Source organism: Alicyclobacillus fastidiosus, from assembly GCF_026651875.1.
Classification (GTDB): Bacteria; Bacillota; Bacilli; order Alicyclobacillales; family Alicyclobacillaceae; genus Alicyclobacillus; species Alicyclobacillus fastidiosus.
In genome coordinates, this window is sequence record NZ_CP104067.1 from 4,191,958 (window position 1) to 4,206,718 (window position 14,761).

General features: G+C 46.1%; 13 protein-coding genes and 1 pseudogene. 2 read left to right on the forward strand and 12 right to left on the reverse strand.

Going from position 1 to position 14,761, the window contains the following annotated elements; all coding sequences use genetic code 11:
- Position 1: 1 nt before the first annotated feature.
- Both cydB and NZD89_RS20625 read right to left on the reverse strand, forming a co-directional pair.
- Positions 2–1,015, reverse strand: a complete 1,014-nt coding sequence (gene cydB / locus NZD89_RS20620; RefSeq protein WP_268004583.1) for a cytochrome d ubiquinol oxidase subunit II — start codon at positions 1,013–1,015, stop codon at positions 2–4.
- Positions 1,002–2,411 carry a cytochrome ubiquinol oxidase subunit I gene (locus NZD89_RS20625; protein WP_268004584.1) on the reverse strand — a complete coding sequence of 470 codons (1,410 nt, stop codon included), beginning with the start codon at positions 2,409–2,411 and terminating at the stop codon, positions 1,002–1,004. Before NZD89_RS20625 ends, cydB begins: the two co-directional genes overlap by 14 nt.
- Positions 2,412–2,838: 427 nt before the next feature.
- On the opposite strand from NZD89_RS20625, the gene NZD89_RS20630 reads away from it, so the two are divergent.
- Entirely contained in the window at positions 2,839–3,438 is a 600-nt protein-coding gene (locus NZD89_RS20630) for an SDR family NAD(P)-dependent oxidoreductase (protein ID WP_268004585.1), read from the forward strand.
- Between the two features lie 312 nt (positions 3,439–3,750).
- Here the strand turns inward: NZD89_RS20630 and NZD89_RS29825 are convergent, their stop codons facing one another.
- The 10 genes and pseudogenes from NZD89_RS29825 to fdhF all read right to left on the reverse strand — a co-directional run bounded on the left by NZD89_RS29825 (position 3,751) and on the right by fdhF (position 13,117).
- Complete coding sequence (locus NZD89_RS29825; protein ID WP_369125217.1) at positions 3,751–3,852, reverse strand: DUF1641 domain-containing protein; 102 nt, start codon at positions 3,850–3,852, stop codon at positions 3,751–3,753.
- 222 nt (positions 3,853–4,074) lie between these two features.
- Positions 4,075–5,379 (reverse strand): annotated as a pseudogene (locus NZD89_RS20635) (transposase).
- A gap of 769 nt (positions 5,380–6,148) precedes the next feature.
- A complete protein-coding gene (locus tag NZD89_RS30240; RefSeq protein ID WP_488798532.1) occupies positions 6,149–6,289 on the reverse strand; it encodes a twin-arginine translocase TatA/TatE family subunit in 141 nt (46 codons plus the stop codon).
- A 47-nt stretch (positions 6,290–6,336) separates the two neighbouring features.
- Positions 6,337–6,873, reverse strand: a complete 537-nt coding sequence (mobB, locus tag NZD89_RS20645; RefSeq protein WP_268004586.1) for a molybdopterin-guanine dinucleotide biosynthesis protein B — start codon at positions 6,871–6,873, stop codon at positions 6,337–6,339.
- Positions 6,866–7,699, reverse strand: a complete 834-nt coding sequence (locus NZD89_RS20650) for a DUF8806 domain-containing protein (RefSeq protein WP_268004587.1) — start codon at positions 7,697–7,699, stop codon at positions 6,866–6,868. Before NZD89_RS20650 ends, mobB begins: the two co-directional genes overlap by 8 nt.
- Positions 7,686–8,324, reverse strand: coding sequence for a molybdenum cofactor guanylyltransferase (gene mobA, locus NZD89_RS20655; RefSeq protein WP_268004588.1), 639 nt, complete (start codon positions 8,322–8,324; stop codon positions 7,686–7,688). The genes NZD89_RS20650 and mobA overlap by 14 nt, the downstream gene beginning before the upstream one ends.
- Entirely contained in the window at positions 8,306–8,755 is a 450-nt protein-coding gene (locus NZD89_RS20660; protein ID WP_268004589.1) for a 5-formyltetrahydrofolate cyclo-ligase, read from the reverse strand. The genes mobA and NZD89_RS20660 overlap by 19 nt, the downstream gene beginning before the upstream one ends.
- Complete coding sequence (locus NZD89_RS20665) at positions 8,727–9,350, reverse strand: formate dehydrogenase accessory sulfurtransferase FdhD (protein ID WP_268004590.1); 624 nt, start codon at positions 9,348–9,350, stop codon at positions 8,727–8,729. Before NZD89_RS20665 ends, NZD89_RS20660 begins: the two co-directional genes overlap by 29 nt.
- Positions 9,351–9,687: 337 nt before the next feature.
- A complete protein-coding gene (locus NZD89_RS20670; RefSeq protein ID WP_268004591.1) occupies positions 9,688–10,161 on the reverse strand; it encodes a helical membrane plugin domain-containing protein in 474 nt (157 codons plus the stop codon).
- Position 10,162: 1 nt separating this feature from the next.
- Entirely contained in the window at positions 10,163–13,117 is a 2,955-nt protein-coding gene (gene fdhF, locus NZD89_RS20675) for a formate dehydrogenase subunit alpha (protein WP_268004592.1), read from the reverse strand.
- A gap of 538 nt (positions 13,118–13,655) precedes the next feature.
- Between fdhF and NZD89_RS20680 the strand changes: the two genes are divergently transcribed.
- A complete protein-coding gene (locus NZD89_RS20680) occupies positions 13,656–14,708 on the forward strand; it encodes an IS110 family RNA-guided transposase (RefSeq protein ID WP_268004593.1) in 1,053 nt (350 codons plus the stop codon).
- The last annotated feature ends 53 nt before the right edge of the window (positions 14,709–14,761 follow it).

A 14,761-nucleotide genomic window follows, 5' to 3' on the forward strand; every position in this document is an offset into this window, starting at 1 on the left:
CTCAATACTCCATCTGGTCGTGCAGGGAAAGCCGTTTACGAAACGTCCAAAACGTCCAGATCGTGTAACCGATGATGATAGGAAGCAACGTTAGACCAATCCAAGTCATCACACGTAGCGAATAGGGGTTTGAAGATGCATTATAAATCGTCAAGCTCCATTTCAGGTTGAGCGACGACACCATCACCCGTGGAAACAGATCAATAAACACCATAACGGTCGAAAAAATGATAGTGAACGAAGTCATCAAAAACGCCCACCCATCCTTCTTCGCACGAATGAAGAACGGTACGGAAATAAGGGAGATGCCTGCAAGTACCGCAATGACGATGGGATCGATCCGTGTTTTAAGAAATATGTTCGAGTCAAAGAAACTTAGGATTACAAAGATCAACATGGAAATTGTCGCTAAAAAGCCAATTCTGCGCGCGGCTTTGCGGGCACGTTCCTGAATTTTACCTGTCGTTTTCAGTGTCAAGAACAAAGCCCCGTGTGTCGCGAATAGCAGCATCATCGCAATAGCACAAACGACGCTATAGAGGTTGACAAGCCCCCAAAGGGACCCGACGTCGTTCATGTGGGCATCGATAGGTACACCCTTCATCATGTTTGCCAGCGCAATCCCCCAGATAATCGGTGGCAATAGACTCCCCCCAAAAATGGCCGTATCCCACGCCTTGCGCCAATGCTGCGCTGGAAGTTTGCTGCGGTACTCGAGGCCAACTCCGCGGGCGATCAGCGCGATCACGAGCAGAAACAAAGGGATGTAAAATCCACTGAACAACGTGGCGTACCACTGCGGAAATGCTGCAAACATCGCACCGCCGGCCGCAATCAACCAAACCTCGTTGCCATCCCAGAAGGGCCCGATGGAATTGTACAGCAAACGTCTTTCTTTGTCCGACTTGCCGACAAACGGAGCAAGGATGCCAACGCCAAAGTCGAACCCTTCCAACACGAAGAAACCTGTAAACAAAATGACAATCAGCGCAAACCAGAGACTATTCAACGTCAACTTGCACTCCCCCCGACGGTTCAAGCAACAAATTGGATGGTATACCGTCTTCGCGCTCATTTTCATCGTCGGGTCCCTGACGGACTGCTCGAGCGGCTAGATACACACCGATTGTGAGAAGAACGATGTAGACGAACGCAAACCCGACGAGCGTGAAGAGGACATTGGCATTAGAAACTGTTGGCGAGACGGCATCTCGCGTTTGAAGAAGCCCGTAGACGATCCAGGGTTGACGCCCCATTTCAGTAAAAATCCAACCTGCTGTATTCGCGATGTAAGGTAACGCAATAGCTGCCAGCATCGATTTGAGAAACCAACCGTGCTTCAATTCGCGGTCGCGTAGGAAAAGCACAAGGCCGATCAAGCTCAAAAGAACCATTAATGAGCCTGCACCAACCATGATGCGAAATGTCCAAAACGAAATATAGACGTTCGGAATGTAGTTTCCTGGACCGTATTTTTGAACAAATTGCTGTTGTAATTGATTGATACCTTGCACACGACCGGACAGCCGATTGTACGATAGAATGCTTAGCAAATACGGGATTTTGATTGCAAACGTATTATGGTGACCGGCAACATCAATTCCAGCGATCAAAGTTTCCGGAGCATGTAGCGGACTCGTGTTCCATAACGCTTCTGCCGCCGCCATTTTCATCGGCTGGGCAACCACTTCGTGTTGTGCTTGTTCGTGTCCGACGACAGCGGTGAGAATGCTGGATATCAAGGCAACCACTGTCGCAATGCGAAACGATGGTTGAAAGAGATCGATGGATCGTTTTCGGAGCAGGTACCAGGCACTAATGCCAACCATAAAGAACGAGCCTGTGGCGATGGCTCCAAAAAATACGTGTGGGAATTCAACCCACAACTGCGGATTTGTCAGTATTGCGCCAAACGATGTCATTTCCGCACGTCCGTCGTGAATCGCATAACCCATGGGTTCCTGCATGAATGCATTTGCTGTCAGAATCCAAAACGCGGATAACGTACTGCCTAGGGACACTAACCAAATGGAAGCAAGATGTACTTTCTTCGGCAGACGTTCCCATCCGAACAACCAAACGCCAAGAAATGTTGATTCGAGAAAGAATGCTGCCAGACCCTCGACGGCGAGTGACGGACCAAACACGTCGCCAACAAAGCGAGAATATGTTGACCAATTCATTCCAAATTGAAACTCTTGAAAGATACCTGTGACAACAGCGATCGCCAGGTTGATAAGAAAGAACTTCATCCAGAACTGAGCCATTTTTTTGTACTTTTCATCATTCTTCGCGACATAGATGGATTCCAAGATCGCGATGAGAAATCCAAGTCCAATCGTGAGTGGAACAAATAAGAAGTGATACACTGTCGTCACTCCAAATTGCCACCTAGCGAGCTCCACAGCCATGTGAAATTACCTCCTTATTTTGGATGTTTCCTTGTAGGATATCTAAGATGACGACAAGACGATATTTCCATTTAGAGCAGAAGAAATGGATAATGACAGCGCTCCAAAATTTACGTAAACGACTGTACGGCGCTTATGATGATTCATTCAAAGCGATTCTCCTTCCGATAGGCAAAACAAAGAAGGAATTAAAGGCACAAAAAAACTCCATTATAAACACCGTATGGCAGTTCCAATACCATTACGAAGTTTACAATGGAGTAGTTTAAGACACTTTGTGTACCTTCAAAACCAATCCAAGCCCAATATTCATTTCTAAACTCATGCCTTACAATACAATGTTAATGTGAAGATCACTGAACATCAAGAACGAACTCATGTTACTTGTGTCTAACCCGTAACATCTTTAAAGAGGAGACCCAGAATTTTGAAATCGCCCTTAAAAGCAGTGCTTATTACAGGTATTTTCTCAGGTGTGGGCGAAAGCGTAGCACAACAACTGTGCCAGGATGGCATGACAGTCTACACACTTAGCAAATCACTAGAATTGATAGAAAACAACCAGGCACCTGTTGACGTCTTAATTAATAATGTTGGTTTTGCCCAATTTAATAATTGGAAACCTGATACAGATTGGACCTCACTAATGCAGGGTAACTTAATGCGAACTCTTGTAGTGACTCAAGTCGTATTATATCGAATGCTACGCAATAATCACGGTTTCATTATTAATCTTTCGTCAACTTCATGTAACAATACTCTGATTACACCCCATGCATATAGTGCAATGCAAACCAGTGTAGTGAGAATGACACAAGGACTTGCAAGTTCAATTTCACATTCTCAAGTGAAAATAGCCGCATTGACCCCTGCTCGGATTCAATCAACACAAAACAGTTCAGGGGAAATGCATATTTTACAAGCTGATGAAGTTGCTCAACTAATTAGTGGAATGCTTAAGTTGAATAACCCCGCCTTAATTCGGAGTAAAAACCTTTTTATGAATAACCCTGAAAAAATAATATGAACAACACTCCCTGTTTATCCGACTGACAAAGTCTATAGTGTGTATGTCGATAAATCGTCGACACCCCACAGACGATTGCGTTCGTTCTTTGAAATTCAGACAAAGGCAGAGTTGAACGAAAAAATTCCCGTCGAACTAACCTAGCGTGAGCATCCGAATCTGCGGACGAATTAGTGTCACACGTAGCCGTAGTGATTGAATGTGCCATAAAAAGATTTCACGGCGTTTGTCGTCAGAAACGAAGACACGATTTATGCCTCGGAAACGTTCTGTTTCCGACGTTACCAATTTGTCTTAAATAATCATCGTGCGTTAGTGAAGCCTTTTGTCGCGCAGTTGATGCCCCAAAGTTCGTAGTACCTCAAATGCAAAACCCAGCCCGATGCCAACATCAGAATCACGCATAGCCCCCATTCGTATTATGAGGTCAGCCAGTTATTGTGACTGGCTGACCTCATTTATTATAGAGGTTTATTAATCCGGTAGCCGGGCAGAACGTCAGCCCCCGTGGGTCCAAGAACCCGTTAATTAGTTGCCCCTGAAAAGTCATCCGCTAATTTTTGTTCTTGTTCTTTGGGGTTTCTATCGGATGTCAAGGGTAATAAGGTGACCGATTTGTTGGGTGCTCCTTGTCTTTTATCGTGCAAGTAGGGCTGCTTTCCTTAAGTTGTGGGCTAGAATTCCAAATCCAACCCATGCTGAAGTGTCCGAATCGCCTCGAAATCGGCTTCATTCTAAACCATACTTGCGCTTCAGCAACCCGATTTTTGCTTCGCCTGGGGCTCTAAATCGCTGCAAATCCTTGTACCATAGCTGCTGTTCGAGTTCAGTGCGTTTTTTACTCTTCTTACCTCGAAACGGAGTGCTTACGTAGCGTATACCAAAGTCCTGTTGTAAGACAGTTTCATTCCGTCTGCTGCCGAAACCTCTGTCCGTCGCTAATAATTCCTCGTCGGAAGGGTTGCCCTTGTGTACTTAGTACCCGGTCACGAAGCCACTCTCAGTTTCGTCGATTCGCACCTTGTAACCGAACTCTGTGGGCTTGGCCAACTTCCCTTTTTTGATGGGGCGGGCTTATGCGTCATAGATACTGATTATACGGTCTTTAATGATGCGATTTCCATTCACCACTTGCTTGGCTTGATCGAGCAAACTGGCTGTCTTCTCAACGACCTGTTGCAGTTTCCGTTTCGGAGCCTCAACACAGCGTTTTTTTGAATTCTGTAACTTGTCGATGACATGTTGTGCCTGTTCCATTACATTTTGTGTGATGTCCACGACCTCTTTTGTGATTCGGATAACATCGTCCCAGGATTGACTCGTTCGCCTGCGAAGTACCTTGGCGAACGAAAGGATTTTCTTTTTGACCTCACTGGTTTGGTCAAGAAAGCCCTCGGTTGCGTGGGAAGCGACTTTACGAATCTTGTTCACGGTCCGGGTGATAACCTTTACGCCGTCCTGAAGTAGCGTAGCGTCGGTCGGGTGATGAATGTCTGATTCTACGACCGTAGTATCGGTGCGGAACTTGCGGTGGAGGATGACTCTATCCTCCGCTAGTTTTTTCATCAGTATTTCGTTCAGAGACCGAACTGTTTCCTCTCCATAGCGTTTGCGGGCTTTGATAAGCGTCGTGGAACTGGGAACTTTCTCGTCGATGGCGATGTGGCAAAAGCGACGCCATGTAAAACTATCTTGAAATTCCTGAACCAGCGTCTCATATCCCAGCTGATACCGGAACTTGAGATACATGAGTCGCAAACAAGTGTCAACCGGGACTGTGGGGCGCCCCTTTGTCGTATTGAAATTCTGTAAGAATGGTTGAATGAACCGTTCGTCACTCAGAAGACGGTCAACACATTCAAGTTCCGATGGCAATGAACGCAGGGGCTCCGGGAGTACCGAATCCCATAAGGTTGTCTGATCCTGACTAATTCTTAGCAATTGCGTCACCTCGAAGGATTTCCGAAGAACGATGACGAATTCCTATACAAAGGGAATTCAAGCTCCTCGGGGGATGAATATCGCTTTGTCTCGACAACAACCATTTCACCAACGAGGCTTGCAATTCCTTTTTGTTATTCCTTAAGGACTTTTTCAGGGGCAACTAGTTAAAAGTGTTAGAACGTCCTCAAACTAAATATTTCGACATTCTGTGTTTGGTGTGTCATCCTATTGACTTAATACCACTTCTCCGCACAGATTTCGCCGTACGTAGGCATCCTAGCTACTCGGGTGTCCTGGCACCTCCCGAGACCTTACTTTCAAAGGCTAGACAACGCGCGCGTTTGGGCGCGCCGCGAAAAATAAAGGGTTTTCGTTCAGAAATGACCAAAAATCCTCAAAATCTAACTGGAAAATCGAAAGTCGGGATGTGCTCACTTGATAGAGGACTGACAAAGTAATCATAAAGCCCCCTGACAAAGACAAGACTTGCGACAATCATGACCATAAACGCAATGAGGGCGTATATGATTCGCTTGCGCAAGTCTGATAGATACTCATCCAGGTCATAGATAATTTCGACATAGATTTGCCTCCGTTTATTTGCTGCACTCCTGAACGGATTGCTTCCGTCTCTTTCAAGTAGTCTTACTTGTCCCCTCTTCACACGGATGATTGAGTACACCTGGTTCCACGCTGGCCGAGGCAGGTTGTATGCTCGCTGTTGCTTCCGTTTGAGCAGCTTTCAGGGGTTCCTTTGTATCCTCCATCATACCGTTTGTAGCCTTCTTAAATTCTCGGAGGGATTTGCCAAACGCCTTACCGATTGCAACTTCGAAGGACCAAAAAATATCAAGAGAACGACCAAGATTAGAAGGAAACGGGACAAACCAATATTACCGAATCCCATATTGGATCACCTCCGAAAATTTTCACTCCGCTCATCAACCAAATTGATTACAAAAAATCTTTGACCAAATATTCGATATCTTCATCATAATACACTCGCCAAGGCTCATCAGCAAGCTCTCTCAAATCACTTGCAGCATACACACCTTTGAGATTAGTAAACTGATGCTCTTTTATCCACTGCAGATGTTCTTGTGTGCGGATGACGGCGACCTTCGGCAATTTGCTCCTTTTATAACCTTCCACGAGAATCACGTCGAGCGGCTTCCCTTGAATTTCTGCCAGCATCGTAATCCGCTGACACAACTGTTCCGCCTGTGACGCTTCGTCATCATCCGCAATATGAATGAGGCTCTGTCCCCCGCCGACCACCATGGTCATCCGGGCACCTGCCTGCCGACACAACTCCGTGTCACTCCCCGACTTCTGCCAGTCATTCGACATGCGTTCATCCGCATGACCATCGTGTTTCAAGACAGCGACCGTTAGACCTTTTTCCTGTAAAAATTGCACCAAAGCCAGGACCAGTCGAGTCTTGCCGCTGTTTTGCAAACCAATGACGCTCATCACGATTGGTTTAGTCATTGAGCCAGCCACCAATGCCAAGCGGGGCAATGTCTTTCTTGGTCACAGCGACCCCGGCCAGAACGCGCGGCAGCAAGACGTCAAATGACGTTTTTTTATCGTATATGACTGCCCCTGGCAAACCGAAAATCGCAGTTTGGTTTCGGTATGCAAGCATCAGCATGGAACCTGGAAGCATCGGTGTGCCATAGGTGACAACATTCGTTGCTGCTTTGCGAATCGCACCTGGCGTTCTGTCATCAGGGTCAACCGACATCCCTCCTATCACACAGACAATGGTCGCCTCGTCGTTGCATGCCTGAACAATCGCGATGGCGATATCATCTAAATCGTCATCCGCAAATACCTGTTGATGAAGTTCAAAGCCGTATCGTTGAAACTTCTGACGAAGAACAGATCCTGATTTATCTTCAATCCGCCCGCCCTTAATCTCGCTGCCCGTAGTTATCAATACGACCTTTTGGGGCTTGTATGGCAATACGTCAATGATGGCCATGACGCGCCTCACATCCACCCAAAGCATTCCTCGATGGCGCGCTTTTAAAATCACTTTACCTTCATGAACCAGTGTCTGAATCACCAATGACCCAGCGAGTGCATCGGCCATCATCACAGCTGCATCATCCTCATGCAGTTCATTGCCCTCAAGCTCCAGCACAAATAGGTGACGTTTTCCCATGTCCAAGAGCATCGGAATATCTGACTCTTGCACAACGTGGCCTTTCCTGAATGCTCGACCTTTGAACTCTCCGGGTACAATTCTCGTTAAATCATGTGCCAGCGTTAAACCAACAGCTTCTTCTACAGGTACCTCACGTCTTCGCACGAAATTCCCTCCCATCGCTTTGCCAACGTTCGTAATCCTCTTTCGTATGTACAGGCTCTGTCCACCAAAGCGGCCAACCTGCACTTTCAGCAGAAATTCTTGCCACTGAACAACTTTCTACTACTTTCATCAATCTACGTTCGCCACTGGTTGCTACTGCTCGGAAAATCTGCCCAACTATTTGACGGTAACATCCTAACCAAGGTTGCAAACGCCATTCTCGTGTGACAAGAACCGCATCCACATCTGTTTCAGTCCGAAGCGTCGTTTCACAACTCATTAGGACTTCTGCATTCAGTCCCGGCAAATCACCGGCCACAACGTGCACAACTTCTGCTTCATCACTAGTGGGCCAAGCGTTCGCAATCGCAAAAAGCGGTCCGTTGTACCACAAATCGTCGCTGTGGAAACGAATACGTTCATCGCATCGATTTGCGATGCGCATAATCGCCGCCGTCCTCTCTGGAGCATGAACAATGACTACAGATTCACTGACCGCTAAAGCACAATCTACAACATGATCGAGAATTGTCCTGTCCCCACCGCGACGCACTTGCAGCGACAGCTTGTCCACGCCCATGCGGCGACTGGCTCCGCCGGCCAGAACTAAAGCGGCACACCGCATGCTTCGAGACCCTCTTCGGTCAACAGATACTGCATCCGCACATCATGTTCTTCAGCAGGCAGTTCTTCCGCAACTTGCAGTGAAAACCCGACGCCGACAAGCAGCGCCCGAACGGAAGAGCATGAAAACATTCGGTCGTAAAATCCTCCGCCATATCCGAGTCGCAAGCCTGTCCGGGTAAAACTTAGACCTGGCACGACAATGACATCAATATCTTCCGCCAAAACGGCTGGGCAACGCCCGACATTCGATTCCAAGATGCCATAACTGCCAGCCTCCAGGTCTGTCAGGTGATTCACTTTGTGGAACGTCATCTGTTTTTGCTGTTTTTTGACTCGAGGATAAATTACCTGGCAGCCAACCAATATAAGTCTGGACAAACCTTTGAATAAATCCGCTTCGTCACGAAACGCGCTGTATAAAGCAATCACCGGAGTGTTCCACCTCATGAGACATACTTCCACTGCGAATGATGCCATTCGCAGTCACCCAGTTGCATAAATGGTCCACAATTCGCCGGTTTTTCTCAGCCCGTTCGATTGGACTAAGCCCCGCCGGCACTCCAGAAAAATAAGCTCGAAGCTGCCGCTTTCGCTCTTCAATCGTCAAATCAAAACAATGGTGAATCGATATACGTATATTGACACCACTCACGTCCTTCGCAGCAAATGCATCGTTTACGAAATAAAATCCCTGCCTCGTCATTCCACAGCATGAAGTAATGTAACGTTTAGACCGGAAATTTTGATACAAGTTATTGATATTTTTTACTTTAACATGAGCAAACCCACGTCGCTCCTCTATATAAAACTCTTCAATATCCGTTAATGAAAATATCACGCGTTCCGAAGCAAGAAATCCAATTACCATATCTTCAATGTACTCAGGCGTACACACAACAGTGGCAAATTCCTCACCATTCACCTTTATCGTCAATGCATATTCTGTAACAATCACATCATCTTTAACTTCTAAAACATCGTGATCAAAATGATAAACCTTACGAGTTGTCTCAACAGGTTTCATAAGGACACACCTTCTTAAAGGTTTTGGGATTCGTGCTTTACGCCGCCAAAGAGGGGGCCTGACCCCGTCATACGGAAGCCGGAAACTTTAATCAGACCAAGCTGTTTCAAATAAATATGTGTTATTTCCTGAAGGGTCATACTGCTTCCTTGTATACGAAGCATCATTTTACGAGTCTCCTCTACACTAGGTCCTTCTGATTCCGTTCATGCCGAACACACTTGTAGAGAGCATCGTCTGTCAATGTGCTCTCTACTCTAGTGTCAAAACCAAACTTGACAAAACACTCCCCTTGGTCCTTAAACTCGTTCAACACGACTCCCTTTGTTACTGCTGTCTACAAAGTCTTCCCAAGTCCCTTGAGGAAACCAATAGCAAACTTAAGTGTACGATTTACGTCGGGGTCTTTTAAGGTTTTTGCTAAAGCAAACACGCCAATCTTTTTGGGTGATTGAGTCGCTTTGGTACCTTCCGCCATTCCTTCTGCGAGTCCATTCATGAGTGCTCCGGTGGCCTCCGGATCAAGTTTTGTTAAGCCACCCATTACACTCATCATATTATTGATGAGTGCTGTTGCTTCAGGACGCAGTGCTTGCTCCACTAAGATTTTCGCGATCTTTTCTTTAGCGGTGAGCATGGCGTGAAGTGCTTCAAGAATTCCACTGTCGTGGAGTTCCTGCATGATACGCAATGTATCTTCGAGACTTGCCTTATTTTGAACCACCGCAGTGAGCAAACTTTGCAAAGAAGCCGCCTCTAACTCTTCTTTGCTTTTCGTGTTGCGGACAACCTGCTGAATGGGTGCTGCCATATTAATGAGCCCCCCTTCGGTATTGATTAGGAATATTTACAGCTGCAATTGGACTGTAATCCTCTCTGGCCCACTTACGCTCGACTTGAACGCCCATTTGCGGAGTACGTACGGCATTGCGAGGGTTAAATTTAGGCAGTGGGCTCTTGCCTTGTTTTTTAAGCACTTGCATTCGAACTTTCGTTTGTTTATATGCAGGAGTATGAGTTTTCACATCGACTGCGTTACCCGTCAACAAGTTGACCGCAGTTTCATGACTTGATGAGTGCATCGGCATATAAATGTTCGTTCCTTGCATCCGGTCTGTGACCACCGCTTTGAGTTTAACTGCTCCGTATGGCGACTCCAGTCGGACCAGCGTGCCGCTTTCCACGCCGCGCTCTTTTGCGAGTTCTGGTGAAATTTCAACGAAGACCTCTGGCAACTTATAATTGATACCCCCAACCTTGTTTGTGAGGTTCCCTTCGTGAAATTGTTCGAGCAAACGTCCATTGTCAAGCGTTAAGTCGAATTCATCCGGGAATTCTACAGGCGGAACATATCCAAAAAGGGCAAGACGCGCTTTTTTGTCTGGGAAATTAAATCCATCTGTATAAAGTACAGGTGTATTTTTCCCATCCGTAGACCCCCAATGGAAGCTACTCCACCCTTCCAGTACGTCATAATTGCACCCAGAAAAGAACGGAGTTAAACTAGCCATCTCTGCAAAGATTTCACTTGGGTGCGAGTAATTCCAGTTAAATCCAAAACGCTTTGCAACTTCAGTAATAATTTGCCAGTCTGGTTTGCTGTTTCCGAGGGGTTCCATGGCTTGGTACAAGCGTTGTACACGCCGTTCTGTGTTGGTAAAGGTACCTTCCTTTTCCAAAGAAGGTGTTCCAGGCAAAATGACATCGGCAAATTGTGCGGTTGTCGTGAGAAAAATTTCTTGTACTACTAAAAAGTCAAGCTTTGCAAGCATTTCTTGTGTGTGGTTTGAGTTCGCATCAACCCAAGCCATATCTTCTCCTGCAATGTACATGCCTTTAAGTTCACCGCGATCGATCGCTTGAAGCATTTGAATGTTGTCGAGCCCTGGTTTGTTCGAAATCTTGACACCGTATGCTTTTTCAAATTTTGCCCGAGCCACATCGTCTGTTACCGATTGATACCCTGGAAAAATGTTCGGCATGGTTCCCATGTCTGCTGCACCTTGAACATTGTTGTGTCCACGGAGTGGGAATGCACCGGCACCTTTTCGAGCCATGTTTCCAGTGACAAGCAACAGATTTGCGATGGCGCCAGATGTGTACGATCCCGCCACGTTTTGTGTGACGCCCATTCCCCAACAAATAGCCGTCCCATCTGCTTCATGAATCATGGTTGCCACCTGGATGAGCGTTTCTTTAGAAACGCCGGTTTCCTTTTCGGCAAATTCGAGCGTGAACGGCTTCAGAAGAGCAAGGTATTCATCAAAGTAGTTAACATGTTTCTTGATAAATTCCTCATCGTGCCAGCCTTGGTCAATAATATATTTTGTGACTGCCGCAAGCCATACATAATCCGTTCCTTGTTTTGGTCGTACAAACAAGTCCGAGCGTTCTGCCATTTCGTGTTTGCGAAGGTCAAACGTAATCAATTTTTGTCCGTTTAATTTGTGGGCGCGTTTAATGCGTGTTGCTAAAACCGGGTGACCTTCTGCAGGTGAACACCCCAGTATGACGACCAGCCCTGCACTGGCAATATCTTCAATGGTCGCCGAGTCGCCACCGATTCCAGTTGTTTCTTGTAATCCCCAGGATGCAGGAGACTGGCAATAGCGCGAGCAGTTATCCACGTTATTGGTTTCAAATACTTGTCGGGCCAACTTTTGAATCAGGTAGTTTTCCTCATTCGTCATTTTTGAGGAGGAAATGAAGCCAAGTGCATTTGCACCATATGTGTTCTTGATGTTACCCATCTTCTCCGCGATCAAATTGAGTGCCTCATCCCACGAAGCCTCAACAAACGTATCACCTTTTCGAATGAGCGGCGTCGTTAAACGTTGATTCGAGTTCACGAAATCCCAACCAAATTTACCTTTAATACATGTAGAGATGCTATTGACTGGAGCTTGATCTACGGGTTCAATTTTTAAGATTTCGCGCCCCTTCGTCCACACCTCAAAACTACAACCAACGCCACAGAATGTGCAGACAGTTTTAGTTTTTTTGGTGCGTGTCTCCCGCATCGCTGCTTCCACTTCTGAAACAGCAAAAATCGTTTTGTAGTCCGGCTCTACCTCTTTGACCAGATCAATCATTGGATTGAGTATGTCTTCTTTCATTCCGGTCATATAGCCAGCTTCACCAAGCATTGATTTTTCCATCAGCGCATTACACGGGCAAACCGTGACACAATGGCCACAAGAAACACAGGACGATTCATTGATGGGTTTACCACCGTCCCAAAGAACACGGGGCATGTCACTTTCCCAGTTAATACTAAGGGTTTCATTGACCTGTAAGTCTTGGCATGCCTCTACACAGCGACCACACAAAATACACTGATCGGGATCGTAGCGATAAAATGGATTACTCATATCCACTTCATACCCCTTGGACCGGTGCGGGCGCGTTTGATGGCTAACTTCGAGGAGTTCAGCTGTATTATGGACACGGCAATTCCCATTGTTGTTATCACACACAGTGCAATAAAGTAAGTGATTCTCCAAAATACGGTCCATGGCTTCACTCTGTGCTGTTTTTGCCAATTCAGAAGACGATAAAATGTTCATACCATCCTGTAAAACCGTGGAACATGCACGCATGATTTGCCCATTCACTTCACACATACACGTATCACAACTTTGAATTGGCCCCAGTACTTCGGAATAGCATATATGCGGATGCTCCATGTTTTGGCCGAGCATAAAGTCTAAAATACGAGTTCCCTCGGGGGCCTCGTATTTTTCCCCGTCCAAAGTAAATTGAACCATGACAATTTCCCCTTTGTGAGGTTTCCTTCTAAACAACAGAAAAAATGTTTACAATATTTCCACCTTGTACATAAAGCGCTGTGACCACTTGTTTATCGCGGGTGGTCACACCTCTTGAAATGCCGGTTATCCCTCTTCATAACAATTCATCCCCCTTCGTAAAATGGAAGGTGTAGTGAAAACATCGAAGAGTTACTTTGAGGGCGCCACGAATAAGGTCCTGGTCTGCATATTCTTATCACCGAGACGTGGCTTCCTCCCTAAAAAGCCAATAAAAAACTCCACAAAAACAACCCCCTTGTGATACAAAGGAAGTTCGTTTTCGTGGAGTAGTTAAAAGCACGAACCTGTACTCTCACACCAATCCGCTTACCTTGCAAAGATATCAAAATCAACCGTGTGTGTCTAGCATTGTAAGATATTTATTTGAGTCATAATGAACGAGGTCGGCCCCGTTTCGTAACAACGTAGGTTACATTGCCAATACTGTTACTAGCGATAGCCAATGCAGAGCTACAATACGAAGGGAGCCGATAATATGAAGGATAGCACAAAATTCGTAGGTTTAGACGTGTCAAAGGATTCGATTGCGGTGGGCATAGCAGACATAGGGCGTGGTGCCCCACGGTTTTTTGGAACAATTACAAATAATCCTGAAGCAATTCGTAAATTGGTTAGGCAGTTAGGAAACGACGTACAATTGGAATTTTGCTATGAAGCGGGACCTACAGGATATGGATTGTATCGCCAACTAACCAAGATGGGTTTGTCATGTATGGTCGTTGCCCCTTCCCTAATCCCAGTGCGTCAGGGGGATCGAGTAAAAACTGATCGTCGAGACGCATTACGTCTGGCGCAGTTATTACGAGCGGGAGAATTGACGAGTGTATGGGTGCCGCAAGAGGATGACGAGGGACTTCGAGATCTAGTACGTGCAAGAGAGGACGCTAAAGAAGATCAATTGCGTACTCGACATAGGTTGTTGAAATTCTTGTTACGATGGGGTCTTCGCACACCAAAAGGTATACGCAATTGGACACCGAAACATCGCAAGTGGCTGGATACCTTACAATTTACGAATCGTGCTCAGAGGATGGCATTCCAAGAATACCTACACCAATTGGATGAAATTGATGGACGTATTCAGCGATTAGAACAAGAAATTCATGTTCAGGCAACAGATAGCTTCCACGCTCCTGTCATTCAAGCTTTACAGACACTTCGTGGTGTCGCTGAGGTCACCGCAACATCATTGGTTGCGGAAATTGGGCAGTTTTCCCGCTTCTCGAATCCTAGGCAACTTATGGCTTACGCAGGACTAGTCCCACGAGAATACTCTAGTGGTGCAAATCGTTGGCAAGGTGGGATAACCAAAACAGGGAATGCACATGTTCGCCACATTCTAGCCGAATCCGCGTGGAGTTATCGTTATTCACCTGCAATAAAAGGTCGAATTAAACAACGACAAGAAGGCCAATCACCTCAGACACAAGCAATTGCTTGGAAGGCTCAAGATAGATTGCACCGTAAATATTTTCGTTTGATTTCTAGAGGCAAAAATCACTCCGTTGCTGTAACAGCAGTGGCATGAGAATTATTAGGATTTATCTGGGCAATTGGGTGCCATGGCGGAACAAATGCGGG

Excerpts from the sequence above, each read along its gene's own strand:
- NZD89_RS20625 (WP_268004584.1), bottom strand. The coding sequence starts at position 2,411 with ATGGCTGTGGAGCTCGCTAGGTGGCAATTTGGAGTGACGACAGTGTAT.
- NZD89_RS29825 (WP_369125217.1), bottom strand. The coding sequence starts at position 3,852 with ATGGGGGCTATGCGTGATTCTGATGTTGGCATCGGGCTGGGTTTTGCA.
- NZD89_RS30240 (WP_488798532.1), bottom strand. The coding sequence starts at position 6,289 with ATGGGATTCGGTAATATTGGTTTGTCCCGTTTCCTTCTAATCTTGGTC.
- mobB (WP_268004586.1), bottom strand. The coding sequence starts at position 6,873 with ATGACTAAACCAATCGTGATGAGCGTCATTGGTTTGCAAAACAGCGGC.
- mobA (WP_268004588.1), bottom strand. The coding sequence starts at position 8,324 with ATGCGGTGTGCCGCTTTAGTTCTGGCCGGCGGAGCCAGTCGCCGCATG.
- NZD89_RS20665 (WP_268004590.1), bottom strand. The coding sequence starts at position 9,350 with ATGAAACCTGTTGAGACAACTCGTAAGGTTTATCATTTTGATCACGAT.
- NZD89_RS20670 (WP_268004591.1), bottom strand. The coding sequence starts at position 10,161 with ATGGCAGCACCCATTCAGCAGGTTGTCCGCAACACGAAAAGCAAAGAA.
- fdhF (WP_268004592.1), bottom strand. The coding sequence starts at position 13,117 with ATGGTTCAATTTACTTTGGACGGGGAAAAATACGAGGCCCCCGAGGGA.
- NZD89_RS20680 (WP_268004593.1), top strand. The coding sequence starts at position 13,656 with ATGAAGGATAGCACAAAATTCGTAGGTTTAGACGTGTCAAAGGATTCG.